General features: G+C 73.1%; 27 protein-coding genes, 1 tRNA gene and 1 pseudogene. 16 read left to right on the top strand and 13 right to left on the bottom strand.

Annotated features, from left to right (window positions below):
• Positions 1-73 precede the first annotated feature (73 nt).
• Both ACTHMS_RS02230 and ACTHMS_RS02225 read left to right on the top strand, forming a co-directional pair.
• Positions 74-1,405 (top strand): hypothetical protein, encoded by a 1,332-nt coding sequence (locus ACTHMS_RS02230; protein ID WP_440305044.1) that lies wholly within the window; start codon positions 74-76, stop codon positions 1,403-1,405.
• 53 nt (positions 1,406-1,458) lie between these two features.
• The gene (locus tag ACTHMS_RS02225; protein WP_440305057.1) at positions 1,459-2,262 is read left to right on the top strand and encodes a TylF/MycF/NovP-related O-methyltransferase; all 804 of its coding nucleotides are present in this window, start codon (positions 1,459-1,461) and stop codon (positions 2,260-2,262) included.
• Here ACTHMS_RS02225 and ACTHMS_RS02220 read toward each other — a convergent pair.
• The gene (locus ACTHMS_RS02220; RefSeq protein WP_440305043.1) at positions 2,241-2,933 is read right to left on the bottom strand and encodes an acyltransferase; all 693 of its coding nucleotides are present in this window, start codon (positions 2,931-2,933) and stop codon (positions 2,241-2,243) included. The genes ACTHMS_RS02225 and ACTHMS_RS02220 overlap by 22 nt on opposite strands.
• Positions 2,934-3,050: 117 nt before the next feature.
• Between ACTHMS_RS02220 and ACTHMS_RS02215 the strand changes: the two genes are divergently transcribed.
• Genes ACTHMS_RS02215 through ACTHMS_RS02200 form a run of 4 tightly spaced genes read left to right on the top strand, consistent with a single transcriptional unit; the run spans position 3,051 to position 6,275 of the window.
• Positions 3,051-3,890, top strand: coding sequence for an SAM-dependent methyltransferase (locus tag ACTHMS_RS02215; RefSeq protein WP_440305042.1), 840 nt, complete (start codon positions 3,051-3,053; stop codon positions 3,888-3,890).
• Between the two features lie 47 nt (positions 3,891-3,937).
• A complete protein-coding gene (locus ACTHMS_RS02210) occupies positions 3,938-4,189 on the top strand; it encodes an acyl carrier protein (protein WP_440305041.1) in 252 nt (83 codons plus the stop codon).
• Positions 4,186-5,541, top strand: a complete 1,356-nt coding sequence (locus ACTHMS_RS02205) for an AMP-binding protein (RefSeq protein WP_440305040.1) — start codon at positions 4,186-4,188, stop codon at positions 5,539-5,541. Before ACTHMS_RS02210 ends, ACTHMS_RS02205 begins: the two co-directional genes overlap by 4 nt.
• A complete protein-coding gene (locus tag ACTHMS_RS02200) occupies positions 5,538-6,275 on the top strand; it encodes an SDR family NAD(P)-dependent oxidoreductase (RefSeq protein ID WP_440305039.1) in 738 nt (245 codons plus the stop codon). The genes ACTHMS_RS02205 and ACTHMS_RS02200 overlap by 4 nt, the downstream gene beginning before the upstream one ends.
• On the opposite strand, the gene ACTHMS_RS02195 is transcribed toward ACTHMS_RS02200, so the two are convergent.
• The 4 genes from ACTHMS_RS02195 to ACTHMS_RS02180 all read right to left on the bottom strand — a co-directional run bounded on the left by ACTHMS_RS02195 (position 6,272) and on the right by ACTHMS_RS02180 (position 8,704).
• Positions 6,272-6,898, bottom strand: coding sequence for a CatB-related O-acetyltransferase (locus ACTHMS_RS02195; protein ID WP_440305038.1), 627 nt, complete (start codon positions 6,896-6,898; stop codon positions 6,272-6,274). The two genes, ACTHMS_RS02200 and ACTHMS_RS02195, sit on opposite strands and share 4 nt — an antisense overlap.
• Before the next feature lie 42 nt (positions 6,899-6,940).
• Positions 6,941-7,585, bottom strand: a complete 645-nt coding sequence (locus ACTHMS_RS02190; RefSeq protein WP_440305037.1) for a hypothetical protein — start codon at positions 7,583-7,585, stop codon at positions 6,941-6,943.
• A gap of 79 nt (positions 7,586-7,664) precedes the next feature.
• A tRNA-Pro gene (locus ACTHMS_RS02185) sits at positions 7,665-7,738 on the bottom strand.
• Positions 7,739-7,813: 75 nt separating this feature from the next.
• Entirely contained in the window at positions 7,814-8,704 is an 891-nt protein-coding gene (locus ACTHMS_RS02180) for a metallophosphoesterase (protein WP_440305036.1), read from the bottom strand.
• Positions 8,705-8,795: 91 nt separating this feature from the next.
• Between ACTHMS_RS02180 and ACTHMS_RS02175 the strand changes: the two genes are divergently transcribed.
• A complete protein-coding gene (locus ACTHMS_RS02175; RefSeq protein WP_440305035.1) occupies positions 8,796-9,257 on the top strand; it encodes a GatB/YqeY domain-containing protein in 462 nt (153 codons plus the stop codon).
• Positions 9,258-9,263: 6 nt separating this feature from the next.
• Here ACTHMS_RS02175 and ACTHMS_RS02170 read toward each other — a convergent pair whose 3' ends face one another.
• Genes ACTHMS_RS02170 through ACTHMS_RS02160 form a run of 3 tightly spaced genes read right to left on the bottom strand, consistent with a single transcriptional unit; the run spans position 9,264 to position 13,908 of the window.
• Positions 9,264-11,732, bottom strand: a complete 2,469-nt coding sequence (locus tag ACTHMS_RS02170) for a transglycosylase domain-containing protein (protein ID WP_440305034.1) — start codon at positions 11,730-11,732, stop codon at positions 9,264-9,266.
• Between the two features lie 44 nt (positions 11,733-11,776).
• The gene (locus ACTHMS_RS02165; RefSeq protein WP_440305033.1) at positions 11,777-12,901 is read right to left on the bottom strand and encodes an ArsA family ATPase; all 1,125 of its coding nucleotides are present in this window, start codon (positions 12,899-12,901) and stop codon (positions 11,777-11,779) included.
• Positions 12,898-13,908, bottom strand: coding sequence for an ArsA-related P-loop ATPase (locus ACTHMS_RS02160; protein WP_440305032.1), 1,011 nt, complete (start codon positions 13,906-13,908; stop codon positions 12,898-12,900). Before ACTHMS_RS02160 ends, ACTHMS_RS02165 begins: the two co-directional genes overlap by 4 nt.
• A gap of 82 nt (positions 13,909-13,990) precedes the next feature.
• Between ACTHMS_RS02160 and ACTHMS_RS02155 the strand changes: the two genes are divergently transcribed.
• Genes ACTHMS_RS02155 through ACTHMS_RS02145 form a run of 3 tightly spaced genes read left to right on the top strand, consistent with a single transcriptional unit; the run spans position 13,991 to position 16,018 of the window.
• Positions 13,991-14,449 (top strand): RidA family protein, encoded by a 459-nt coding sequence (locus ACTHMS_RS02155; protein WP_440305031.1) that lies wholly within the window; start codon positions 13,991-13,993, stop codon positions 14,447-14,449.
• Positions 14,446-15,219 (top strand): NUDIX hydrolase, encoded by a 774-nt coding sequence (locus ACTHMS_RS02150; protein ID WP_440305030.1) that lies wholly within the window; start codon positions 14,446-14,448, stop codon positions 15,217-15,219. Before ACTHMS_RS02155 ends, ACTHMS_RS02150 begins: the two co-directional genes overlap by 4 nt.
• A gap of 7 nt (positions 15,220-15,226) precedes the next feature.
• Positions 15,227-16,018 (top strand): MBL fold metallo-hydrolase, encoded by a 792-nt coding sequence (locus tag ACTHMS_RS02145; protein ID WP_440305029.1) that lies wholly within the window; start codon positions 15,227-15,229, stop codon positions 16,016-16,018.
• 7 nt (positions 16,019-16,025) lie between these two features.
• On the opposite strand, the gene ACTHMS_RS02140 is transcribed toward ACTHMS_RS02145, so the two are convergent.
• The gene (locus tag ACTHMS_RS02140; protein WP_440305028.1) at positions 16,026-16,700 is read right to left on the bottom strand and encodes a Crp/Fnr family transcriptional regulator; all 675 of its coding nucleotides are present in this window, start codon (positions 16,698-16,700) and stop codon (positions 16,026-16,028) included.
• A gap of 134 nt (positions 16,701-16,834) precedes the next feature.
• Positions 16,835-17,059 (bottom strand): hypothetical protein, encoded by a 225-nt coding sequence (locus tag ACTHMS_RS02135; RefSeq protein ID WP_440305027.1) that lies wholly within the window; start codon positions 17,057-17,059, stop codon positions 16,835-16,837.
• 55 nt (positions 17,060-17,114) lie between these two features.
• Here ACTHMS_RS02135 and nth point away from each other — a divergent pair, with 55 nt between their 5' ends.
• The 4 genes from nth to ACTHMS_RS02115 are packed head-to-tail and all read left to right on the top strand — an operon-like array spanning position 17,115 to position 20,245.
• Positions 17,115-17,846 (top strand): endonuclease III, encoded by a 732-nt coding sequence (gene nth, locus ACTHMS_RS02130; RefSeq protein ID WP_440305026.1) that lies wholly within the window; start codon positions 17,115-17,117, stop codon positions 17,844-17,846.
• Positions 17,843-18,565: an NUDIX hydrolase gene (locus tag ACTHMS_RS02125; RefSeq protein WP_440305025.1), complete on the top strand. Its 723-nt coding sequence runs from the start codon at positions 17,843-17,845 to the stop codon at positions 18,563-18,565. Before nth ends, ACTHMS_RS02125 begins: the two co-directional genes overlap by 4 nt.
• Before the next feature lie 23 nt (positions 18,566-18,588).
• Entirely contained in the window at positions 18,589-19,032 is a 444-nt protein-coding gene (locus ACTHMS_RS02120; protein WP_440305024.1) for a plastocyanin/azurin family copper-binding protein, read from the top strand.
• A gap of 10 nt (positions 19,033-19,042) precedes the next feature.
• Positions 19,043-20,245, top strand: a complete 1,203-nt coding sequence (locus tag ACTHMS_RS02115; protein ID WP_440305023.1) for a MarP family serine protease — start codon at positions 19,043-19,045, stop codon at positions 20,243-20,245.
• A gap of 9 nt (positions 20,246-20,254) precedes the next feature.
• Here the strand turns inward: ACTHMS_RS02115 and ACTHMS_RS02110 are convergent, their stop codons facing one another.
• On the bottom strand, positions 20,255-21,205 hold the full coding sequence (locus tag ACTHMS_RS02110) for an alpha/beta fold hydrolase (RefSeq protein WP_440305022.1): 951 nt from the start codon (positions 21,203-21,205) through the stop codon (positions 20,255-20,257).
• A gap of 8 nt (positions 21,206-21,213) precedes the next feature.
• The gene (locus tag ACTHMS_RS02105; RefSeq protein ID WP_440305021.1) at positions 21,214-21,684 is read right to left on the bottom strand and encodes a phage holin family protein; all 471 of its coding nucleotides are present in this window, start codon (positions 21,682-21,684) and stop codon (positions 21,214-21,216) included.
• Positions 21,685-21,805: 121 nt separating this feature from the next.
• Between ACTHMS_RS02105 and ACTHMS_RS02100 the strand changes: the two genes are divergently transcribed.
• On the top strand, positions 21,806-22,543 hold the full coding sequence (locus tag ACTHMS_RS02100; RefSeq protein WP_440305056.1) for an oxidoreductase: 738 nt from the start codon (positions 21,806-21,808) through the stop codon (positions 22,541-22,543).
• 275 nt (positions 22,544-22,818) lie between these two features.
• Here ACTHMS_RS02100 and ACTHMS_RS02095 read toward each other — a convergent pair whose 3' ends face one another.
• A complete protein-coding gene (locus ACTHMS_RS02095; RefSeq protein ID WP_440305055.1) occupies positions 22,819-23,652 on the bottom strand; it encodes an HAD family hydrolase in 834 nt (277 codons plus the stop codon).
• 89 nt (positions 23,653-23,741) lie between these two features.
• Here ACTHMS_RS02095 and ACTHMS_RS02090 point away from each other — a divergent pair.
• Positions 23,742-24,068 (top strand): annotated as a pseudogene (locus ACTHMS_RS02090) (hypothetical protein); the annotation flags it as partial.

Here is a 24,068-nt window from a genome sequence, read left to right as displayed (position 1 = left end):
GGCGCCCGGACGATACGTTCGTTAGCCTTTGACCGACATCCGCGCCGGTGTCCCCGCTCGTGATGAGGAGCCCGTGAGCCGTCGAACGCCGTCCGCCGGACGCCGGCTGAGCGTGTTCACGATCGATCAGGCGATCGCCGGTGCGTCCAACGTGCTCGCCTCGATCCTGGCGGCCCGGCTGCTGCCCGTCGCGTCGTTCGCGCTGTTCGGCATCGTCTTCCTGGTCTACGTCATGGCCACCGGCGTCTCGCGGGCGCTCGTCGGCGACCCGTTGCTCGTGCACCCGGTCGAGGCGCGGGCGCGCACGCGCGAGGTGCTCGGCGCCGGGGTGGTGATCGGGCTCGGGCTGGCCGCGCTGCTCGCGGTCACCGGCGCCGTGCTGCTCGCGCCGCTGCCCGGGCTCGGGCGGGCCCTGCTCGTGCTCGCGGTCTGCACCCCGTTGCTCGTGCTGCAGGACCTCGGCCGCTACCTCGGTTTCGCGCTCGACCGGCCCGGGTCGGCGGTGCTGCTCGACAGCGTCTGGCTGGGCCTGCTCGTCGTCGTCGCGCCCCTGCTGGCCCTCGGCGACGCCCGCACGCTCGGCTGGTTCGTCGTCGCCTGGGGTGGCACCGGTGCGCTCGCCGGCGTGATCACGCTCTGGCTTTGGCGCCACCGCGGCGTCGGCCTCGGCACCAGCTGGCTGCGGTTCACCTGGCCGTTCTCGTGGCGCTACCTCATCTCGTACAGCGCCACCCAGGGCTCGGCGCTCACCGCCTCGACCGGGATCGGCGCGATCGCCGGCGCCCGGCAGCTCGGCGGCGTGCAGGGCACCCTGCTGCTCGTCCGGCCGTTCTCCATGTTCCAGACCGCCGCGATGGCGCTCGGGGTCGTGGACATCGCCAAGCACGGCGGCGAGGTCGCCCGCGCGCGGCGCACCGCCAAGGCCATCGCGCTGCTGGTCGGCGGGGTCGCCGCGGTGAACGCCGTCGTGATGCTGCTGCTCCCGGCCTCGATCGGGCGGGTGGTGCTGGGCTCGACGTGGGACGTGGCCCGTCCGCTGCTGCTGCCGACCGGCGTCCAGATCATCTGCCTCGGCCTGCTCGCCGGTCCCCGCGCCGGGTTGCTCGGACGGCGGGCGGTGCGCACCGCGATGGTCGTCGACGTCGCGACCACCGTCGTCTTCCTCATCGCCACGATCGGCGGCGGGCTCGCGGACGGCGCGCTCGGCGCGCTCTGGGCGGTCGCGATCGGCCAGCTGCTGCTCGCCGGTGTCTGGTGGACGCTGTTCCTGCGCCAGCTCACGGCGACGCCCGCGCCCGTGCCGGTCGCGGTTCCGGTGGTGCGTCCGCGACCCGTGCGGCCCCGGCCGGGCCCGGTCACGCCGAGTGGTCGGGTGTCGGATGTCTTGGTACGGTCCGTGCCGTGACGTCCCCCGGAACTAGCGTCGATCTCACACGCGATCTGTATCTCGACCTGCTCATGCGCACCCTGACCGGTGCCATCGCCGAGGACAACGACTCCATCCTGGGTGGCGTCCGCACCTCGGGCTCGCCGGTGTCCCGCAAGAAGCTGGCCGACGCCTTCGGCCGGGTCGCGAACCGGTTCAACTTCGAGATCGCCTACAAGAAGCCGTACGACCCGAGCCTGCGCGAGATCGGCCGTGACTGGCCGGCGCGTGCCGACTCGATGATCGGCCTCAAGCGGATGCAGAACATCAAGGACTGCGTCAGCGCGGTCATCCGCGACGAGGTGCCCGGCGACCTCATCGAGACCGGCGTGTGGCGCGGCGGCGCGACGATCTTCATGCGCGGCGTGCTGAAGGCGTTCGACGACACCTCGCGCACGGTGTGGGTCGCCGACTCGTTCCAGGGCCTGCCGCCGCCGGACGCCGCCCGCTTCCCGGCCGACGAGGGCGACGACCTGCACACCAAGGGCGGCCTGGCCGTCGGTGTCGAGCAGGTCAAGCACAACTTCGAGCGCTACGGCCTGCTCGACGACCAAGTGCGCTTCCTCGTCGGCTGGTTCAAGGACACCCTGCCCACCGCGCCGATCGAGCGGCTCGCCGTCATGCGCCTCGACGGTGACATGTACGAGTCGACGTGGCAGGCGATCGAGGCGCTCTACCCGAAGCTCTCACCGGGCGGTTTCGTGATCCTGGACGACTTCGGCAGCCACCCGACCCAGTGCGGCAGGGCCATCGAGGACTACCGCCGTCAGCACGGCATCACCGAGGAGATCGTCGACATCGACGGCTTCGGTGCCTACTGGCGCAAGTCGTCCTGATCGATCGCCGCCGGCACGCCGGCCTCGCCCCGGCGGAAGTACTTCAACGTCGGGGGCAGCTCACGCACGGCCTCGGCGGGGTTGCCGCGGTAGAACGTCAGCTCGGCGCGCAGCTTGGTCGTGACGACCGACCCCGCCGAGACGATGCTGCGCGGCGGCACGCTGGTGCCGTTGAGCAGGATGCAGCCCGACATGACCGCGCTGTGGTGACCGATCTCGATCGGCGTCGCGACGAACCGGTCGCGCACCAGGTCGAGGCTGTGCGTGAGCACCTGGCTGCCGAAGCCCGCCACGGTCGCGTACTCGTGCAGCTCGACCCGGTCGGAACAGTCGATGTCGTGCCCCGTCGTGATCATCGCGTGGTCGCGCAGGATCAGCACCGACCGGCGGTTGGGCGAGTGCCGGAAGTGCTCCGAACCCGGCGGGAAGCCGTAGATGCGGTTCCGGTCGCCGATGACCGCGTGCTTGCCGAGGTGCAGCTCCTGGACGCCGCGGATGAGGTTGAACGGGCCGATGCTCGCGCCCTCGTCGAGGACCAGCTTCGGCACGATGACGATGCTGCGGCCGAGATAGGCGGTCGGATGGATCTCCCAGCCGAACACGAGCCGCCCGACCACGCGCTTGAGGCGCATGGGCAGGACGGCGATCATCAGCGCCAGCGCGAATCGCATGCCCACCCCTGTCGTCCGGCGTCGGGTCGGGCGGAAGCATAGCGATGCGGACGATCCGGTGAGCGGGCACGCGGTCGACCCGATACCTTGGCGAGCACGCATCCGGAAGGGTTGGCCATGTCCTCCGTGACCGGCGCCGAGCACGCACCCGCGGCGCACTACGACCACGTCCACGCCGCCTGGCGGTTGATCATGGGCGAGGAGTTCCACTACGGGTACTTCCGCACGCCCGAGGTGCCGCTCGAAGAGGCGACCGCGGCGCTCACCGGGCTGATGCTCGACCGGGCCCGGGTCGGACGCGGTGACCGGGTGCTCGACGTCGGCTGCGGCACCGGCCGGCAGTCGTGCGACCTCGCCGCCGACCACGGTGCGGACGTCCTCGGCATCACCACAAGCGTTGAGGGTGTGGCCGCGGCGACTGCGCTCGCGGCCGAGCGCGGCCTGACGACGGCGCGCTTCGAGCAGCGTGACGGCACCGCGACCGGACTGCCGGACGGCAGCTTCGACGTGGTCTGGGCGCTCGAGTCGTCGCACCTGATGCGTGACCGGGCCGCCCTGCTCGGCGAGTGCGCACGCCTGCTCGACTCGGGCGGTCGGGTCGTGCTGTGCGACATCACCCGGCAGCGTGAGATCCCGTTTGCCGAGGTGCGCCGTCGGCGTGCCGACTTCGCGACGCTGAACACGGCATTCGGCGACGCCCACATGGAGCCGCTGGCGCTCTACGCCGAGCGGTTCACCGCGCTCGGGCTCGAGGTCGCCGACGCCACCGACATCACCACCGAGACGCTGCCGACCTTCGCCGCCTGGCGCGCGAACGTCGAGCGGCACGAGGACGAGCTGCGCACGTTGCTCGACGCCGCGGACCTGGACGCGTTCGTCCGCTCGACCGAGATCCTCGAGGCCTTCTGGCGCGACGGAACCCTCGGCTACGGGATAATCTGCGCCGTGAAGCGCTGAGCCTGCAGCGCCGCACCCACCCCCGCAACGCCTGTGAAGGATTCGCCGTGACCGCTGACCGCGCCGCCGTGCGCGACGTCGTCGAGCAGTTCCTGCGCCGCGCGAACAAGGACGTCGACGCGCTCACCGACGACACGCCCCTCTACGGCGACGGCCTCGGCCTCGACTCGCTCGAGGCGGCCGAGCTCTCCGCACTGCTCGAGGACTCGTTCGGCACCGACCCGTTCACCGCGAGCGACCGGATGCCCGAGACCCTCGCCGAGATCCTCGCGTTCTACGAGGCCGCGCCGACCGCATGATCGGCCTCCTCGAGCGCGCGGCCGCCGCCGCTGCCGGGCGGACGGCGGTCGACACCGCGGTGGAGGCGCACACCTTCGCCGGGCTGCTCGACGGGGCCCGGCGGGTGGCGACCGGCTTGCGCGAACGGGGCATCACCCGCTTCGCCGTGGCCGAGGCCGACGCCCCGCGCGTCGTCATGCTGCTCGCCGGGGCGGCGCTGGCCGGCGCCGAACCCTGCCAGTACCAGCCCGACCTCGCCCTGGACGAGCTGCGCGCCCAGACGGCGCGGCACGGCCACGACCTCGTCGTCACCGGGCGCACCGACCTCGTCGGCCTCGCGACCGTCGCACCGGACGAGCTGCGGCAGGCGCAACCGGCCGCGGACGGGCTCGACCCCGATGCGTCTCAACCTTTGTTGATCCGCACCACCGGCAGCACCGGCGAGCCGAAGGCGGTGCGTCACGACTGGCGGGTGCTGGCCCGCACCGTGGCCGACGTGGCGCCGCGACCCGACCAGCGGTGGCTGCTCGCCTACGGGATGCACCAGTTCGCCGGCATCCAGGTGCTGCAGCACGTGCTCGCCGCCCAGGCCGCCCTCGTCGCGCCGTTCCCGCGCCAGCCGCGGCACGGGCTGCAGGCGCTGCTCGACCAGCAGGTCACGTGCGTCAGCGCGACGCCGACGTACTGGCGCTTCCTGCTCGCCGAGGCCCGCAGCCGCGGGGTGGCCCTGCCGGTGCTCGAGCAGATCACCCTCGGCGGCGAGGCCAGTCCGCCGGACCTGCTCGAGCAGCTGCGCGTCGTGTTCCCCGGCGCGCGGATCTCGCAGGTGTACGCGTCGACCGAGTTCGGCTCGGTCGCGTCCAGCCGCGACGGACGCCCCGGCTTCCCCCTGTCGGCCCTGTTCGGCGAGGACAACCCCGACGGCACACTGCAGGTGCGCGACGGCGAGCTGTGGGTGCGGGCGAAGGCCGGCATGCTGGGCTACGCCGACGGTCCCGCGGTCGAGGCCGGTGAGTGGCGGCCGACGGGCGACCTGGCCGAGATCGTCGGCGACCGCGTGCTGTTCCGCGGGCGCATCAGCGAGGTGATCAACGTCGGCGGGGTGAAGGTGCACCCGCTGCCGGTCGAGGAGCGGATCGCCGCGGTCGAGGGTGTCGGGCTGGTGCGCGTGTTCGGGCGCCAGAACCGGCTGATGGGCAGCGTCGTCGCGGCCGAGGTCGTCCCGGCCGCCGGCGTCGACCCCGAGGTGCTGCGTGACCGCATCCGTGACGCGGTGGCGGACCTGCCGAAGGCCTGGCGGCCGATGAGTGTGAAGTTCGTGGACGATCTCGCCACCGTCGGTGGCAAGACCCTGCGCCGGGAGGACTCGTGACCGATCCGGAGCGCCGTGTCGCGCTCGTCACCGGTGGCAGCAAGGGCCTGGGCGCCGGGCTGGTCGACGCCTACCTGGCGGCCGGCTACATCGTCGAGACATGCGCCCGGTCGACGACGGCGAATGTCGAGCGGTGGCAGCGCGACCACGGCGACGCGTTCGGCTTCCAGACCGCCGACGTCGCCGACCCCGCCCAGGCCGACGCGATGGTCAAGGACGTGGGACGCCGCCGTGGGCGGCTCGACGTGCTCGTGAACAACGCCGGCGTCGCGCGCGACGGCGTCATCGCACTGTTCGACGACGCCGCCCTCGACCAGGTCGTCGACCTGAACCTCAAGGGCACCGTCTACGTCACCCGGGCCGCGAGCCGCATCATGCTGCGGGCGCGGGCCGGCTCGATCGTGAACATCTCCTCGGTCGTCGGCCTGCGCGGCTACCGCGGGCTCGCGGTCTACAGCGCGACGAAGGCGGCCCTCGACGGCTTCACGCGCGGTCTCGCCCGCGAGCTGGGCTCGCGCGGCATCACCGTGAACAGCGTCGCCCCGGGCTACCTGCGCACCGAGATGAGCCACGGTCTGGACGAGGAGCAGCTCGGCCAGATCACCCGTCGCACGCCGCTCGGGCGGCTCGGCGAGCCCGAGGACGTCGCCCGGGCGGTGCTGTTCCTGACCGACCCGGCCAACCGGTTCATCACCGGCCAGGTGCTCGTCGTCGACGGCGGCCTGACCGGTTAGCGTGCCGCGGGCGCCGGGTGGTGCTCGCGGGCGTAGGCGATGAACGCGTCGATGTCGTCGTTCGCGAGGTACGGCACGGCGGCGAGCACCTGCTCGTCCGACCAGTCCCACCACTTGATCTCGAGCAGGGCCGCGCGCTGCTCCTCGGTGTGCCGGTACCTGATGAGCTTGGCCGGGGCGCCGCCGACGATGGCGTAGGGCGGCACGTCCTTCGTGACGACCGACCCGGTGGCCACGACCGCGCCGTGCCCGATGGTCACGCCGCCCATGATCCAGCTGCCGTAGCCGGTCCAGACGTCCGAGCCGACCACGATGTCGCCGCGGCGGGCGGGCATGCCGTCCTCGCCCGCGCCCTCGAGGCCGAGGTTGATGCGTAGCGGGAAGGTGGTGACGTGCGTGATCGCGTGCTGGCCGCCGAGCAGGTAGCTCCCGCCGATCGAGCAGTAGTTGCCGACGATCAGCCTGGTCTGGTCGTGGTCGAACTCGTACAGCGTCGGCACCCCGTAGCTGTGCGATCCGTAGACGACGCGTCCCTGCTTCTGCAGCCGCCGGAACACGGCCTGATCGCGTCCCCACCACCCGTCGCGCATCCGCCGCAACTGGTAACCGATGAGTGCACGCACGGGACCTCGCTCGATCCGACGACGGGGGTTCGCCGCCCGAGACTATCGGGACGGCATCGTCGCGATGGTCATGGCGGTGAGGGTGCTGGTGCCGGTGCCGAGGACGACCACCTGGTCACCCTTGTGCACGTCGGCGATCGAGCCGCGCGTCGGCGGGTGACCTGGCCGCTGCGGCGGCGCGGGCGGTGTCGACGGGCGCGTCGCGGGCGTCGACGGTGCACCGGACGGCGGCTGCTCGTCGGGGCCGCCGTGCGCCGGGCGGAGGAGGATCGCGGTCGTCGGTGTGACCGCGTACGTGGCGCTGAACCCGTCCGCCGCCCGGACACTGATGGACGAGGCGGACACCGCGGTGACGGCGCCCCGGATCTCGTCCCGAGTGACGTAGCCGCCCTTCGGGTCGGTCACCACCCAGCTGCCGTGCAGGGGCCCTCCCGAGCCGTGCCCGAGCCCGAGCCCGGGGCCGCCGGCCCTGCCCGGCCCCAACGGGCCGGCGCCGAACGGTCCGCCGGGACGGCCGCCGCGGTGGCCGTGCGCCCAGGGCGGCGGCGCGTCGGACGGTACCCCTGAGGGGCGCGCAGAGGACGGCGCGCCCGACGGCGACGATCCCGAGCTGGCCATGGCGGTGGCGGCACCGCCGATGACGGCCCCGCTGAGCAGTACGGCGAGCAGCAGCGACTTCGCGTCCATCGCACCAGGGTCACACACCTGGCGCGCGACGGCACCGGGAACAGCGAAGGGCCCGAGTGCTCGGGCCCTTCGTGATCGGTCGGGGTGGCGGGATTCGAACCCACGGCCTCTTCGTCCCGAACGAAGCGCGCTACCAAGCTGCGCCACACCCCGGTGTCGCCACCGGGATGGCAACCGGTCCAGCATACCGGGCGGTGTCGGCCGGTTCCGGCGGCGGGGTGGCCCGGGTCAGCGGGGGACGAGGGTCAGCAGCGTCGCCTCGGGGCGGCACGCGAAGCGCACCGGCGAGTACGGGTTGGTGCCGAGGCCGGCGCTGATGTGGAACAGCATCCCGCCGTCCCACTCGTGCAGCCAGCGCGCGCGGCCACGGTCGATGCCGCAGTTGGTGACCAGCGCGGGGCCGAACGGCACGCGCACCTGGCCGCCGTGCGTGTGGCCGGCGAGCACGAGGTCGTAGCCGTCGGCGGCGAAGCGCCGCAGCAGGGCCGGCTCGGGCGAGTGCGTCACGCCGATGCGCACCGTCGCGTGCGGGTCGGCGGGCCCCTCGATGAGTTCATACTTCGCGCGGCGCAGGTGCGGGTCGTCGGTGCCGGCGAGCGCGATCACCGCGTCCGCCGCCTTCATCGTGGTGCGCTGGTGGGTCAGGTCGACCCAGCCCGCGTGGGCCATGGCCGCCGCCATCTGCGGCCACGGCAGAGGCGCGCCGCGGGGGTTGGGGGGCGGGCCGGGCATGAAGTACCGCGTCGGCAGCTTCGGGGTCGGCGCGAAGTAGTCGTTGTTGCCCGGCACGAAGACGCCGGGGAACTCGAACAGCGGCTCGAACGCGTGCATGACCCCGGGGATCGACGCCGCGCTCGACAGGGTGTCGCCGGTGTTCACCACGAGGTCCGGCTGCAGGGTCGCCAGGTCGCGGATCCACGCCTGCTTGCGCTGCTGCCGGGTCAGGATGTGCACGTCGGACAGGTGCAGGATGCGGATCGGGGCGGTGCCCGCCGGCAGCACCGGCACGTCGAAGCGGCGCAGGGTGAAGGCGTTGCGTTCGACGAGCGCTGCGTAGCCGAAGGTCGCCGCGCCGGCGACGCCGAGCGCCCGGAAGGCGGAGAACGCGCGGTTCGGCATGGACACCAGGGTACGGATCGGGCGGCGGTCCGCGCGGGATCGCGGTGGCGGCCGCTCAGTAGCGTGGACGCCGATGACGAAGGAGTGCGACGTGACGGCAACCCCGGGCTTGAAGGCGCAGCTGCAGGCCGACCTCAACACCGCGATGAAGGCGCGCGACGAGGTGACCACGGCGACGCTGCGCATGGCGCTCACCGCGATCACGACCGAGGAGGTCGCCGGCAAGACCGCCCGCGAGCTCGCCGACGACGAGGTCGTGAAGGTGCTCGCGCGCGAGGCCAAGAAGCGTCGGGAGGCGGCCGAGGCGTTCGACGGCGCCGGCCGCACCGAGCTCGCCGACCGCGAGCGGGCCGAGGGCGAGGTGCTCGACCGCTACCTGCCGCAGCCGCTGGACGACGCCGAGCTCGCCGACATCGTCGCCGCGGCGATCGCCGAGTCGGGCGCGACGAGCATGCGTGACATGGGCGCGGTGATGAAGCTGGTGCAGCCCCGCGTGGCCGGCCGTGCCGACGGTCGGCGGATCAGCGACGAGGTGCGCCGCCGCCTCGGCTGACGGCGGTCAGTGCGGGTGCTTCGACGGCTTCCCCGGCCCCGGCGGCGGGGTCGTTTTGGTGGTCGTCGGCGGCGCCGGTGAGGTGCTGCCGGGACGGCCCGGCGGGGTCGAGGTCGGGTGGTAGGTCGGCTTCGGCGGCGGCGGGGGCGTCCAGATCGTCTGCTGGACGCCGCTGCTGAGGCAGACGGTGATGGTGCTGCCCCGGGTGGCCGTCTTCGGTCCGAAGTAGGCGACGGTGCCGGTGAGCTCCTTCGACGCACACCGGGTCGACTCGCCGTTGTCCGGGTCGAGGTACTGCATCTGGTAGCCGGCCGCGGCGAGGCGGCGCTTGGCGTCGCGGGGCAGCAGGCCGGTGACGTCCGGGACGTCGCCGCCCGCTGCGGTGTCCTGCCACGTCCACTGCCGCTGGCTCAGCGTCGGCTTCAGCGCCTTGATCCACAGGCCTGCTGCGTACCCGCCGTACGCGGAGCCGGGCGCCTGACCGCGCAAGCCGCGGGTCGGCAGCGTCGGATTGTCGAAGTCGATGATCGCGCTGACCGCGGTGAGCGTCGGCGTCATGCCGGCGAACCAGATCGCGGCGTTCTGCTGCGTCTCGCGCCCGCGCTGGTCGACGGCGGCGTTCGTGCCGGTCTTGCCCGCGACCTCGCTCAGCGCGCTGCCGTACCAGTCGGACGCGAACTCCGCGGCCGAGGTGCCGACCCCGTGGGTGTCGCCCTGCAGGATCGAGACGGCCTGGTGGGCGACGTCCGGGGCGACGGCCTGCACCGGCGTGGCCCGCTTCACCGGGATCAGCTTCTCGCCGCTGCCCGTGCCGGTGCTGATCTTGAGGATCGGGCACGGCGCGTAGAACTTGCCGTTGTCGGCGACGCCCGCGTAGGCGGCCGCGAGCTCGAGCGGGCTGGTCGGCACCGACCCGAGCACGAACAGCTGGTCGGCCTGCTGCTGCTCGACGTACTGGGCCCAGGTCTGCTTCGGGTTGTCGGCGCTCGACTGCTTCAGCCCGTTCATCCCGAGCTTGAGGGCGATGTCGACGCTCGGGGTGAGCGAGCAGTCCATGCCCTGGTCGACGAGACCGACGAAGAAGCTGTTCGACGACTTCGCGGTCGCCGAGGCCAGGGTCTCGTTGAGGTTGTAGACCTCGTTCGCGTCGCCGTTGCCGACGCTGCTCGAGGTGAAGCAGTTCTTGGTGTTGTACTTGTCGTTGTTCGTCGCCGTCTGCATCTGCCAGGTCTGCGGGAAGCCGGTCGACAGGGCCGCGAGCAGGGGGAAGAGCTTGTAGGTCGACGCGCCGTGGGCGACGTAGTCGGTGAAGATCCGCTGCTCGGTCTGCCCCGGCTTCGTGCCGAACTGCTTGCTCGCGGCCATGGCCAGCACGTTGCCGTTGCGCGGGTCGACGGCGGGCAGCACGGCGGTCACCGGCGCGGTGGCCGGCACCTGCTTGGCGATCCCTGCCTGCATGGAGGCCTGCAGGTTCGGGTCGAGCGTGGTGACGATGTTGAGGCCGCCGGTCTCGAGCAGCGTCTGCGAGAGCCCGTTCTGCGACTCGAGCCAGGACACCGCGTACTCGCAGAAGAACGCGGCGTTCGGGATCGACGACGAGCTGTTGGCGCACCCGCGCCGCACGATCGGTGGGCCGTCGGTGGCGAGCGAGATCGGCGTCGCCTCGAGCTCGGCGGCCTTGGCAGGGGTCAGCTTGTGCACGGTGACGAGGTTGGCGAGCACCTCGTTGCGGCGCTGCTTGGCCGCCTGCGGGTTCACGAAGGGGTCGTACGCCGACGGCGCCCGCAGCAGGCCGACCAGCAGGGCCGACTCGGGCAGCGTGAGGTCCTTCGCCGGCTTGCCGAAGTAGGTCTCGGCCGCGGTCTGGATGCCGTAGGAGTTCTCACCGAAGAAGGCGATGTTCAGGTAGTTGTCGAGGATGGTGTCCTTCGACTCCTTGAGGTTTCGCTCGATGTAGATGGCGCACTTCGCGTCCTCGATCTTGCGGTTGAGGTTCTGGTCGATCGCCGCCTGCTGCGCCTTCAGGTCGTCGCCGGCCTGGTAGTACCGCAGCTGCTTGACGTACTGCATCGTCAGCGTCGACCCGCCCTGGGTGTCGCCGCTGCTCGTGCTGACGGCGCTGCGCAGCAGGCCGCGCATGTCCACGCCGTGGTGCTGAAAGAAGCGCCGGTCCTCGGTCGCCACCAGGGCGTCGACGAGGTACGGGGGCACGTCGGTGAGGGGGATCGGCACACGGTCCTGCCGGAACAGCGTCGCGATGACCGTCTTGCCGTCGTTGGCGTACATGGTCGTGCGCTGCGGCGGCGGGCTCTCGCGCAGCGTGCACGGCTTGTCGAGGAAGCGGGCCGCCTCGTGCCCCGCGAACAGGCCCAGCCCGCCGACGTAGGGCATGGCCAGCCCGGCGACGAGGACACCGCAGGCGACGAGGGCGCCGACGAGCTTGCCGATGGTCGGCCAGGGGTTGCGCGCTGCCACGGGTGCGACGGTACCGGCCCGTTATGACACCTTCTGTGGACGGCTCAGGCGCCGAGCAGTTTGCCGATGGTGCGCAGGCCGTCCAGATCGTGCACGTCGACCGGCAGGGCGGGCACGGCGGCGACCGGCACCGAGCCGTGCGCCGAGGTGAACCGGGCCGTCATGCGGGCGTCGTGCTCGGCCGCCGCGGCCACCTCGACGTGCACCCGCAGGGCCGCCTCGGCGAGCTCGAGCCCGGTGCGTCCGGCGACCACTTCCGCCGCCGCCTCCGCGCGCGCGGCGGTCAGCGGGCCGAGCCCGGCGGCCGGCTCGGTCAGGTGCGTGCGGTTCACGATCGCGCCGGCGAGCGGCATGCGGTCGGCCGAGAGCCGCTCGACGAAGTAGGACGCCTCACGCAGCGCGTCCGGCTCGGGCGCGGCCACGACCACGAAGGCCGTGCCGGGCTGCTTGAGCAGGTCGTAGGTCTTCGCCGCCCGCTCGCGGAACCCGCCGAAGGTCGACTCGAGCGCCGCCACGAAGGTCGAGACGTCGCTGAGCAGCTCGTTGCCGAGGATGCGCGTGAACGCCTTCGCGGCCACGCTGAGCGAGGCGGTGACGACCTTCATGTAGGCCCGGCCACCCGCCTTCGCAGGGGCCGAGAGCAGCCGCACCATGCGTCCGTCGAGGAACCGGCCGAGCCGGTTCGGAGCGTCCAGGAAGTCCAGCGCCGAGCGCGACGGCGGGGTGTCGACGACGATGAGGTCCCACTCGTCCTGGCTGACCAGCTGGCCCAGCTTCTCCATCGCCATGTACTCCTGCGTCCCGGCCAGGGACGACGACAGTGACTGGTAGAACGGGTTCGCCATGATCTTGGCGGCGCGGTCCGGCGGCGAGTTCTCGATGATGACCTCGTCGAAGGTCCGCTTCATGTCGAGCATCATCGCGAAGAGCCGCCCGTTCTCGACGCCCTTCACCTCGCGCGGGGTGTTGTCGAGCTCGGTGAGCCCCATGCTCTGCGCCAGCCGGCGGGCCGGGTCGATCGTGAGCACGACGGTGCGGCGGCCCGCCTCGGCGCCGATGAGCGCCATGGCCGCGGCCGTGGTGGTCTTGCCGACGCCGCCGCTGCCGCAGGTGACGACGACCCGGGTGGCCGGGTCGCGGACCAGGGCCGGCACGTCGAGGGCGGTCATCGCGAGCTCCGGTCGAGGAAGCGCTCGGACAGCTGGCGCAGCTCGCCCAGCTCGACCGGCGGGTTGAGGTCGGGCAGCTCGACGCGCGGGAGGTCGAGGTCGTCGAGGCGGGCGGCGTTGGTGCGCTGCAGCCGCAGCCGCTGCGCGTACTGGCCGACCTCGGCGGCCAGGGCGGGGGCGTAGCCGGGGTTGATGCCGGCCCGCTCGAGCCCGGCCACCAGCGTCGTCGGGTCGACCGTGCCGTCCGGTCGCAGCTGGTCGTCGTGGAAGAGCTCGGGCCGCGCGCGGTTGACGACGACGGTGCCGACCTGGAAACCGAGGCCCTGCAGCTCGTTCGCTGCGTCCAGCGTCTCCTGCACCGGCATCTCCTCGAGCAGGGTGACGATGTGCACGGCGGTCTCCTTGCCGTGCAGCAGCTTGATGACGCCCTCGCTCTGGTTGTTGATCGCGCCGATCTTGGTGAGCTTGGCGACCTCGGTGGTGGCGTCCAGGAAGCGCCCGATGCGGCCGGTCGGCGGGGCGTCGACGACCACGTTGTCGTAGATGCGCGCGCCGCTCGGGTCGACGCGCACCACCGACTCCTTGATCTTGCCGGTGAGCAGCACGTCGCGCAGTCCCGGCGCCAGGGTCGTGACGAAGTCGACCGCGCCGATCTTCTGCAAGCCGCGGGCCGAGCGCTTCATGCCGTAGAAGAGCTCGAGGTACTCGATCATGGCGGCCTCGGGGTCGATCGCGAGGCCGAACAGCTCGCCGCCGTGCTCGGCCGTCGCCAGCCGCGTCTCGGCGTACTCCATCGGCGGGATGTCGAACAGCTGGGCGATCGCCTGCCGGCCCTCGACCTCGATCAGCAGCACCCGGCGGCCGGTGTCGGCGAGCGCGAGCGCCAGCGCGGCGGCCACGGTCGTCTTGCCGGTCCCGCCCTTGCCGGTGACGACGTGCAGCCGGGCGCGCGGGGGCAGGCCGCGCACGAGGTTCGGGACCGCCTGGGTCGCGGTGGAGGTCGGCACGCCCCGAGCGTAGGTGACGCGGCAGGCCGGGGCACCGGGATCGGCGTCGCCTGCGACCGAGCCAACAGCTAGCGTCGGGCGGGTGCCGACACCGCTGCAGCGCCTCGCCGAACTCGGGCTCGCCCTCCCGCCGGTCGTCCCCCCGCTCGCCGCGTACGTGCCGGCGGTGCGGTCGGGCTCGTGGGTCTTCACCGCGGGCCAGCTGCCGCTGCGCGACGGCGCGCTGCCGGCGACCGGGCTGGTTGGCGCCGACGTGCCGCCCGAGGAGGCGCGCGACCTGGCGCGGATCGCAGGGCTGAACGCGCTCGCCGCCGTCCACTCGCTCGTCGGGCTCGACGCGGTGACGCGGGTGGTGAAGGTGGTCGGCTACGTCGCGTCCGCCCCCGGCTTCACCGGGCAGCCGGGGGTCGTGAACGGGGCGAGCGAGCTGTACGGGCAGGTGTTCGGCGAGGCCGGTGCGCACGCGCGCTCGGCGGTCGGGGTCAGCGCCCTGCCGCTCGGCGCGCCGGTCGAGATCGAGCTGATCGTGGAGGTCGCGTGACCGAGCAGCAGGCGGTGCCCGTGCGCGACGCCGCGACGGTGGTGCTGCTGCGCGACGGCGCGACCGGCATCGAGGCGTGGTTGCTGACCCGGGTGACCCAGATGGTGTTCGCCGCCGGGATGTCGGTGTTCCCCGGCGGACGGGTCGAGGACGCCGACGCCGACCTGCCGTTCGCGAGCGACGAGCCGCTCGCCGACGCGGCCGAGCGCTTCGGCTGTGACGAGCGGGTCGCGCGCATGCTGCTCGGCGGCGCCGCCCGCGAGACCTTCGAGGAGGCCGGGGTGCTGCTCGGCGCGCCGGCCGCCGACCTGTCCGGTGCCTGGCGCGATGTCGAGGCCGGCCGGGTCTCGTTCGGCGACCTGCTGCGCGCGAACGGGGTGGCGATCGACGCCGGCGCCCTGCACCCGTGGTCGCGCTGGGTCACCCCCGAGGGCGAGGTGCGCCGCTACGACACCCGCTTCTTCGTCGCCGCCCTGCCGTCGGACGCGGAGGCGCAGGACGTCACCACCGAGTCGAGCTCGGCCGGCTGGGTGGGCATCGCGGCCGCGCTCGAGCAGGCGGAACGCGGCGAGCGCGGCATGCTGCCGCCGACGCTGGCGACGCTCGCGTCCCTGGCGGACTTCACGACGGTGGCGGACGCCCTCGCGGCCGCGCCCGGGCGCCCGGTCGGCGCGATCCGGCCGGAGATCACGGTGACCGACGACGGCAGGGTGCTCGCGGTGATGCCGGACGGCAGCAGCGTCGAGATCCCGCGGGCGATGCTGCGATGAGGCGGCCGTGAGCCACCCCCTCTACGAGCAGCCGCGCGCGGTGCTGCCGACCGCCCACGTGCTCCTGCAGGCGAACCCCGGGCCGATGACGCTCGACGGGACGAACACCTGGCTGCTGCGCGCGCCCGGCGCCGACGACGTCATCGTGGTCGACCCCGGGCAGGGCGACGACACGCATCTCGACCGGTTGCTCGAGACGGTGCCCGCGGTGTCGCTGGTGCTGCTCACGCACGGGCACTTCGACCACAGCCAGACCGCGGCCGACCTGCACGCCCGCACCGGGGCGCCGGTGCGGGCGGTCGACCCCGCGCACTGCCTCGGCGCCGGCCCGCTCGACGACGGCGCGTGGCTGGACGCCGCGGGGCTGCGCGTGCGCGTGCTGACCACGCCCGGCCACACGTCCGACTCGGCGTCGTTCGTCGTGACCGACGCCGACGGCGCGGTGAGCGCGGTGCTCACCGGGGACACCATCCTCGGCCGCGGGACGACCGTGGTGGCGCACCCCGACGGGAACCTGCGCGACTACCTCGACTCGCTGCACCGCCTCGGTGCGCTCGGCGGGGTGCCGGTGCTGCCGGGCCACGGGCCCGAGCTGCCGTCGGCCGCCGACGCCGCGGCCTTCTACCTGGCGCACCGCGAGCAGCGGCTCGACCAGATCCGGGCCGCGCTGCGCGACCTCGGGCCGGACGCGTCGGCCCGCCGGATCGTCGAGGTCGTCTACGCCGACGTCGACCAGTCGGTGTGGTGGGCGGCCGAGCTGAGCGTGCGCGCCCAGCTCGACTACCTCGACCGCTCCTGACGCCGTGTCAGCGGGCGCGGCGGGCCAGGCGCTCGCGGTCGAGGATCACGACCGACTTGCCCTCGAGCCGCAACCAGCCGCGGGACGCGAAGTCAGCCAGCGCCTTGTTCACGGTCTCGCGCGAGGCGCCGACGAGCTGGGCCAGCTCCTCCTGGGTGAGGTCGTGGGTGACCCGCAGCTGACCGCCGTCGATCGAGCCGAAGCGCTGCGCGAGCTGCAGCAGCTGCTTGGCGACGCGGCCGGGCACGTCGACGAAGATCAGGTCGGCGAGCATGGTGTTGGTGCGCCGCAGCCGGCGGGCGACGACGCGCAACAGCTGCATCGCGATCTGCGGGCGGTCCTGCACCCACTTCTGCAGCGCCGACTTCGGCAGGCGGGCCACGCGACCGTCGGTCACGACGGTGGCGGTGGCGGTGCGCGGCCCGGGGTCGAAGAGGGAGAGCTCGCCGAACTGGTCGGACGGCCCCATGATGGCGACGAGGTTCTCGCGGCCGTCGGGCGAGCGGCGGCCGAGTTTCACCTTGCCGCTCAGCACGATGTAGAGCGACTCGCCCGGCTCACCCTCTGTGAACAGCACCGTGCCGCGCGGGGCGTCGATGATCTCGAACTCGTTCGTCAACGCCTCGACGTCGTCGGGATCGACGCCCTGGAACAGCCCGGCTCTGCGCAGAATCTCGTCCACGAACGCTCCTCGCTGCTCGCGCGCGTGCGAGCCTCATCACAGTCCTGAGAGAGTCTAGTCCGACCGGCGACCCGCCGCTTCATCCGGCGGTCACGACGCGTTCGGTTCCGTCGGTACGGCCGGCCGCCCGTGGCTCAGCGGCGGCGACGACGCAGGCCGAGCCGGGCGCGGAACCGACTCAACGCCGAGTCGGTGCCCTCGGTGACGAACGCGTCCAGCTCGTCGGCGTTCGCGTCGTCCAGGAAGTGCTCGATCTCGCGCTCGACCGCGATCTCGTTGAGCGGCTCCTCGACCTTCTCCATGAGCAGGACGAACGCGAGCAGCACGAACGGGAAGATCAGGAAGACGAACCCGATCATCGTGTGCCCCTCTCGTCGCCGTCCGCTGTCGGTACCCCAGCCTAGGCTCGATCCCGTGCCATCCGTGGGAACCCAGCCCGAGACCCCGCTCGCCCTGACCCGCCGCGCGCGGCGGATCAACAAGATGCTCGCCGAGTCCTACCCCGATGCGCACTGCGAGCTGGACTTCACGACGCCGCTCGAGCTGTCGGTGGCGACGATCCTCTCGGCGCAGTGCACCGACAAGCGCGTCAACGAGGTGACCCCGGCGCTGTTCCGCCGTTACCCGGACGCCGCCGCCTACGCCGGCGCCGACCGCGCCGAGCTCGAGGAGTACGTGCGCCCCACCGGCTTCTACCGCAACAAGGCGAACTCGCTCATGAAGCTCGGTCAGCAGCTGCTCGAACGCTTCGACGGCGAGGTGCCGCATACGCTCGATGAGCTCGTGACGCTGCCCGGCTTCGGACGCAAGACGGCGAACGTCGTGCTCGGCAACGCCTTCGGGGTGCCCGGCCTGACCGTCGACACCCACTTCGGCCGGCTCGTGCGCCGTTGGGGCTGGACGGACGAGACCGACCCGGTGAAGGTCGAGTTCGCCGTGGCCGAGCTGATCCCGAAGAAGGAGTGGACGATCTTCAGCCACCGCGCGATCTGGCACGGGCGCCGGCTCTGCCACGCGCGCAAGCCGGCCTGCGGGGCGTGCCCGATCGCCCGGCTCTGCCCGTCCTTCGGCGAGGGCCCGACCGACCCGGTGGTCGCGGGCAAGCTGGTCAAGACGGCCGCGCAGATGCTGGCGTCCCCGGCATGACCCGACCCGACTGGTTGCAGCGGCTGAGCGACGGCGCGACCGACCCGCGCGCGGTGCAGCTGAGCCGCTTCCTCGTCCCGGACGACGACAGCGCGCGGCAGTCCGCGGTGCTCATCGCGTTCGCCGACGGCGAGGCCGGTGCGTCGGTGCTGCTGATCCAGCGGTCGACGACGCTGCGCAAGCACGCGGGCCAGGTCGCCTTCCCGGGCGGCTCGGTCGACGCGACCGACCCGTCGGCCGTCGCCGCGGCGCTCCGCGAGGCGGAGGAGGAGGTCGGGCTCGACCCGGCGTCGGTCGAGGTCGTCGCCGAGTACCCGCCGCTCTACATCCCGGTCAGCCGGTTCGCGGTGACCCCGGTGATCGCCTGGTGGCGCGACCCGCACCCGGTCGAGCCACGCAGCCGGGGCGAGGTCGCGCGCGTCGAGCTGGTGCCGGTCGCCGAGCTCGTGGACCCGGCGAACCGCTTCCAGGTGCGGCACCCGATGGGCTACGTCGGCCCCGGGGTCGAGGCCGCGGGCCTGTTCGTCTGGGGCTTCACGGCGATCGTCCGGTCGGGCCTGCTCGACTTGGGGGGGGGGACGCGTCCCTGGGACACCGCCCGCGAACGCGCCCTGCCGCGGGAGCTGGCCGGCCGCCCGGGGCCGGCCGCGGCCGCCGACCCCGCCGACGAGCGCGATGACGCCGCTGAGGGCACGGTCGGCGAGGCGGGCAGCGCCTGATCACGCGTCGGTACCGTGCAGGCATGCGCGTCGCGAACCTCGGGGGCACGGTCGGCGTGGCGTCGCTGGCCCTGGGCGCCGCCGTCGTCCTGAGCGGTTGCCAGACGTCGTCGTCGGCCAACCGCGAGCCGCACAGCGGCACCGCGACCGCGTCGGGCGCCGGTGCCGTCCAGACCGTGACGCTGCGCACCGGGTTGAACAGCAACGACTTCCGCTTCCACCCGTCGACGATCGTCGTGCACCCGGGCAAGGTGCGGCTGGTGCTCGTGAACGAGGGCCAGAAGGGCGCGGGCGCGCCCCACAACTGGTCCCTGACCGGCTTCCCCGGTGCCGCCACCCCGCTCATCCAGGCCGGGCAGCGGTACGAGGTCACCTTCACCGCGCCCGCCCCTGGCCGATACCAGTTCGTGTGCACCATCCACACGCGGCAGGGTCAGGTCGGCACCCTCGTCGTGCAGCCGAGCTGAGCCCGCCGCAGTGAACCTGCTCGACGCGGTCATCGTGCTCGCCGCCGTGGCCTACGGCTTCGGCGGCTTCCGCAACGGTGCGGTGCTCGGCATCTTCTCGACCGTCGGGTTCTTCGCCGGGGCCGTGGTCGGCGCGCAGGTGGCGCGTCCGATCGGCGAGGCGGTGGCGTCCGGCCGGGCGCAGATCCCGATCGCGATCGTGAGCGTGCTGCTGCTCGCGATGCTCGGCCAGCTCGCCGGCGTCTGGGTCGCGGGCCACATCCGGTCGCGCGTGGTGCTCGGGCAGGGCGGCCGCGCCGTGGACGCCGGGGTCGGGTGCGGCCTCGGTGTGCTGTCGGTGCTGCTGGTCGCGTGGATGATCGCGCTGCCGCTGCGCGTGTCGCCGTACCCGACGCTCGCGTCCGAGGCCACGCACAGCTCGATCGTCGGTGCCGTCGACGACGTCATGCCGAACGACGTGCGCACCCTGTACGGGTCGCTGCGCTCCTTCCTCGACCGCAGCGGATTCCCGCCCGTCTTCGGCGACTACAACGACGCCCCGATCGTGCCGGTGGCGCCGCCGCCGAGCCTGTCGCCGGCGGTGCGGCGCAACGTGCTGGCCCAGCAGCCGAAGGTCTTCAAGATCTACGGCACGGCCAACCAGTGCGACCGCCGCATCGAGGGCAGCGGCTTCGTCTACGCCCCGAACCACATCATGACCAACGCGCACGTGGTCGCCGGCACCGACAGCGTGACGGTCGAGGTGCCCGGACGCCGCGAGCCGGTCCGCGCCACCGTCGTGCTCTTCGACAAGGACACCGACGTCGCCGTGCTCTACGTGCCGAGGCTCGGCGTGCAGCCGATCCCGTTCGCCGCGCGTCCGGCCGCACAGGGGGCTCCCGGCGTCGTGCTCGGCTATCCGGAGGACGGCCCGTACACGATCCGCACCGCGCGCGTGCGGTCGACGATCACCGTCGACAACAGCGACATCTACCGGCAGGGCCACTCGCGCCGCGAGATCTACGCGATCTTCTCGATGGTGCGCAGCGGCAACTCCGGTGGCCCGATGCTCACCGGCGACGGCCGCAGCGTCCTCGGCGTCGTCTTCGCCACCGCGGCGACCGACCCGAACACCGGCTTCGTGCTCACCGACAAGGCGGTGCGCCCGGACGCCGACCGCGGCGCCACGCTCACGCAGGGCGTGTCGACGATGGGGTGCACGCCCGAGCAGTGACCGCCCGGGTCACGAGTGCAGCTTGGCCCAGCGCACCAGTTCGCCGCTGATCAGCTCGGGCACCTCGTCGTGCGGGAAGTGCCCGACACCGTCGAGCAGGCGCCACTCGTACTCGCCGACGACGTAGCGTCCGGAGCCCTGCGCCGTCGACGGCAGCACGCAGCGGTCGAAGTCGCCGTGCAACTGCAGCACCGGCACCCGGATCGGGGCGCGCACCGACTCGGCGTAGCGGCGGCCGTCGCCGCGCAGCCGCGAGCGCCACACCCAGCGGAAGTGCTCGGACGCGCAGTACGACACGGGGTGGATGCGCATGGCCTGGGCGTAGCGGTTCACGTCGGCCACGTAGCCCGGGGTGCCGCGCCAGCGCGGGCCGGTCCAGCGGTCGTACAGCTCGCGCACCCAGCGCCCGTTGCGGGAGAGCAGGTTCTCGGCCCGGCGGGGGACCTGGAAGGTGCGCAGCGCGTACATCGAGGCGTGCCGCTGCTCGCGGCTGGGACCGAACACTTTGAGCGCCGCGCGCATGCGCAGCGGGTGTGCCTGCCCGAGCACCGCGGCCGCGCGCACCACACGGGCGTGGGCCGCCGCCACCGTCCAGGCGAGCGTCCCGCCGATGTCGTTGCCGACGACGACGGCGTCGCGCTCGCCGAGCGCGCTCACGAGGGCCGCCACGTCGGCGGCGAGGGTGGGTGAGTCGTAGCCCCGTGGCGGCTTGTCGCTAGCGCCGTAGCCCCGCAGGTCGACGGCGACCGCGCGGAAGCCGGCGTCGGCGAGGTCGACCAGTTGCTGGCGCCAGGCCCACCAGAACTGCGGGAAGCCGTGCAGCAGCAGCACGAGGGGGCCGCTGCCGAGCTCGGCGACGTGGAGGGCGATGCCGTTGGCCCGCACGATGCGGTGCGTCCAGGGCCCCTCGAGCAGGACCACCGAGCTGTCGGGCGCACCCGGCAGCGGACCGAATCCCATGGGTCAGGTCAGCGCGGGTGGATGTTGCTCTGCAGGTAGGCGACCGACTCCTTGCTCGTCGCGATCGTGCGCTGCGGGGCCTTGACCCGCTTCACCTTCTTGTAGCCGAGGAACGCGGCGACGCCGGCCAGCAGCAGCTGGAACACGAACACGATGAGGAAGGCCAGCCAGCGGTCGAGGCCGAGCGCGGCGAGCCCCTCGGCCAGCGTGATGAAGCCGAAGACCAGCGAGAAGACCAGCACCGCCGCGGCGGCGCCGAAGAAGCCGATGCCGACGCCCGCGTTCTTCACGCTCGACCGCAGTTCGAGCTTGGCGAGCTCGATCTCGCTGCGCACGAGCGTCGACAGGTGCGTCGACGCCTCGGAGACGAGTTGCCCGACGCTGGGGCCGGCGTCGGCGGCGGCCACCGCTGCCGGTGCCGCCGGCGCGGCGTGGCGGCCGGCGGCGCTCGCGCCGTTCGGGGAGCTGCTGACGGTCACGGCGTCCACACCTTCCGTAGGGACTGGTCCCCTGGATCATTCCAGTCGCCGTCACGTCGTGGCACGCGGCGGTCGGACCGGCCGCCACGGTGGCCTACCGTGGACCGCCGTGACCACTGGCATGACCGCCGCCGACCCGCTGGCCCCGCTCACGGAGCTGCCCGGTGTCGCCGCCGCCGTCGACCGTGCCCGCACGGCCGTCGACACGCTGCTCACGCACAAGACGCTGCGCCGGCGCTCGCCGGACGTGTCGGCCGAGTCGTCGTTGCGAGGGGCCTGGACGTCGGCGGTGCTCTCCGGCGCGACGGCGTCGCTGGGCGAGGTGCGCGGCGGCGCCGTCCACGACCCGCTGGTGCAGGGGGCGCTGCGCGTGCAGGCAGCGATCGGCCCGCTGGCCGACACCTGGTCGCGGGCGCCGCGGCAGGCGCTCGCCCGGCTGCACGCGCTGGCCGCGGCCGACCTGGTGCCGGCCGACGAGCTCGGCCGCCCCGACCCGGTGGCCGCGCAGCGGCTCGACGTGCTCGCGCAGGTGTTGGCCGCGACCTCTGCGCCGGCGGTCGTCGTGGCGGGCATCGTGCACGGCGAGCTGCTGTCGCTGGACGCGTTCCCGCCGGTGTCGGGCCTGGTGGCGCGCGCCGCCGTGCGGCTGACGCTGGTCGACCACGGGCTCGACCCGAAGTCGCTCGTCGTGGTCGAGGCGGGGCACCGCGAACTGGGCGGGGCGTACGCGTCCGCCCTGGACGCCTACCGCACCGGCACCCCGGAGGGCGTCGCGACGTGGCTCGCGCACTGCGGTGACGCCGTCGTGGCCGGGGCCCAGGAGGCGCTCGCGATCTGCGAGGCCATCGCCCGCGGCTGACACGGCGACGGCGCCGCGGCCCAGGGGGTTGCGACGCCGTCGGCACGCGCGGGCCGGGTTACCAAGCGTGCCCTGCGACAGTCGCGCGGCCGATGGAGTCTTCCGGTCTCCACCGGACGCGTCGACTCACCTGTGCGTGGTGGGTTCGCCGCGTGGGTACCCGGGTCGTGCGTGCGGGGCACCGTCCGCTGGGGGCTGGACCGCCATGACGTCCGGTGTCCGTGCCTGTATTGGACGCAGGGTGCGCGGGCGAAATCAAGGCTTGACTTCGACGCTCAGGCCGTTCTCGACCGGCGCTTCACGGCCAGCCAGGCGAGGCCGGCGCCGGCCAGCCCGGCGGCGACCACCGAACCGGTGATCGCCGGGTGCTCGGGGCGCAGCCGCTCGCGCAGCGGCACCGCGTTGCTGAAGGTGAGCGTCGGCCAGTCGCGCTCGGCGGCCGCCATGCGCAGCGCCCGGTCGGCGTTGACGGCGTAGGGGTGGCCGACCGCCTCGAGCATCGGCAGGTCGGTGAACGAGTCGCTGTAGGCGTAGCAGCCGCTGAGGTCGTAGCCGCGCTGCTCGGCCAGCTCGCGGATCGCGACCGCCTTCTCGGGGCCGTAGGTGTAGCGCGAGATCTCGCCGGTGTAGCGGCCCTCGGACACGACCATCTGGGTGCCGATCACCTGGTCGGCGCCGAGCATCGCGCCGATGGGCGCGACGACCTCCTCGCCGCTGGTGCTGACGATGACGACGTCGCGGCCGGCGGCCTTGTGCATCGCGATGAGCTCGACGGCCTCGTCGTAGACGATCGGGTCGATGATCTCGTGCAGCGTCTCGCTGACGATGTCGCGCACCTGGGCGACGTCCCAGCCGGTGACCATGGACGCGAGGTAGGCGCGCATCCGCTCGATCTGGTCGTGGTCGGCGCCGGCGAGGGCGAAGACGAACTGGGCGTAGGCGCTGCGCAGCACGGCGCGGCGGTTCAGCAGGCCGTTCTGGTAGAAGGGCCGGCCGAACGCGAGCACGCTGGACTTGGCGATGATCGTCTTGTCCAGGTCGAAGAACGCCGCGGTCCGGGCCACGTTCGCAGGATACGGATCGGCGCCGTGAGCACGTGGCACCGACATGATCCGGCGGGCGTCCACACCCGGGTATTTGTCCACAGCGGGCGGCTGCCGGCGCCTCCCGGCGGCCCGTCGGCGGTTGGCTGCTCGGCATGGACGAGGTCGTGGGCGTGATGGGGTGCAGTGGCGGGATCGGCGCGTCCGGCTTCGCGGCGGCGCTGGCGCGGGCGGCGCCCAGGGCGGTGCTCGTCGACCTGGACGCGGCGGCCGGGGGCATCGACGTGCTGCTCGGCGTCGACGACCGCCCGGGCGTGCGGTGGTCGGGCGTCGGGGCGGGGCCGTTCGACGGCGCTGCGCTGCGGCACGGCCTGCCGCAGTGGGACGACCGTGCGGTGCTGGCTGCCGACGGGGTCGAGCCGGTGCCGGTCGTGGTCCGTGCTGTCGTCGCTGCGGCCGCCGGCAGCGGGCCGGTCGTGCTC

The sequence above is a fragment of the Jatrophihabitans sp. genome (assembly GCF_051960575.1).
Lineage (GTDB): Bacteria > Actinomycetota > Actinomycetes > Mycobacteriales > Jatrophihabitantaceae > JBQCEE01.
Note: the sequence above shows the minus strand (reverse complement) of the source record. Positions and strands in the feature narration are given on the sequence as shown.

What these genes read in the sequence shown, in the direction of transcription:
- ACTHMS_RS02225 (WP_440305057.1), top strand. Translation starts at nt 1,459, where the DNA reads ATGCGCACCCTGACCGGTGCCATCGCCGAGGACAACGACTCCATCCTG.
- ACTHMS_RS02220 (WP_440305043.1), bottom strand. Translation starts at nt 2,933, where the DNA reads ATGCGATTCGCGCTGGCGCTGATGATCGCCGTCCTGCCCATGCGCCTC.
- ACTHMS_RS02215 (WP_440305042.1), top strand. Translation starts at nt 3,051, where the DNA reads ATGTCCTCCGTGACCGGCGCCGAGCACGCACCCGCGGCGCACTACGAC.
- ACTHMS_RS02205 (WP_440305040.1), top strand. Translation starts at nt 4,186, where the DNA reads ATGATCGGCCTCCTCGAGCGCGCGGCCGCCGCCGCTGCCGGGCGGACG.
- ACTHMS_RS02190 (WP_440305037.1), bottom strand. Translation starts at nt 7,585, where the DNA reads ATGGACGCGAAGTCGCTGCTGCTCGCCGTACTGCTCAGCGGGGCCGTC.
- ACTHMS_RS02180 (WP_440305036.1), bottom strand. Translation starts at nt 8,704, where the DNA reads ATGCCGAACCGCGCGTTCTCCGCCTTCCGGGCGCTCGGCGTCGCCGGC.
- ACTHMS_RS02165 (WP_440305033.1), bottom strand. Translation starts at nt 12,901, where the DNA reads ATGACCGCCCTCGACGTGCCGGCCCTGGTCCGCGACCCGGCCACCCGG.
- ACTHMS_RS02135 (WP_440305027.1), bottom strand. Translation starts at nt 17,059, where the DNA reads ATGATCGGGTTCGTCTTCCTGATCTTCCCGTTCGTGCTGCTCGCGTTC.
- ACTHMS_RS02125 (WP_440305025.1), top strand. Translation starts at nt 17,843, where the DNA reads ATGACCCGACCCGACTGGTTGCAGCGGCTGAGCGACGGCGCGACCGAC.
- ACTHMS_RS02120 (WP_440305024.1), top strand. Translation starts at nt 18,589, where the DNA reads ATGCGCGTCGCGAACCTCGGGGGCACGGTCGGCGTGGCGTCGCTGGCC.
- ACTHMS_RS02110 (WP_440305022.1), bottom strand. Translation starts at nt 21,205, where the DNA reads ATGGGATTCGGTCCGCTGCCGGGTGCGCCCGACAGCTCGGTGGTCCTG.
- ACTHMS_RS02100 (WP_440305056.1), top strand. Translation starts at nt 21,806, where the DNA reads ATGACCGCCGCCGACCCGCTGGCCCCGCTCACGGAGCTGCCCGGTGTC.
- ACTHMS_RS02095 (WP_440305055.1), bottom strand. Translation starts at nt 23,652, where the DNA reads ATGTCGGTGCCACGTGCTCACGGCGCCGATCCGTATCCTGCGAACGTG.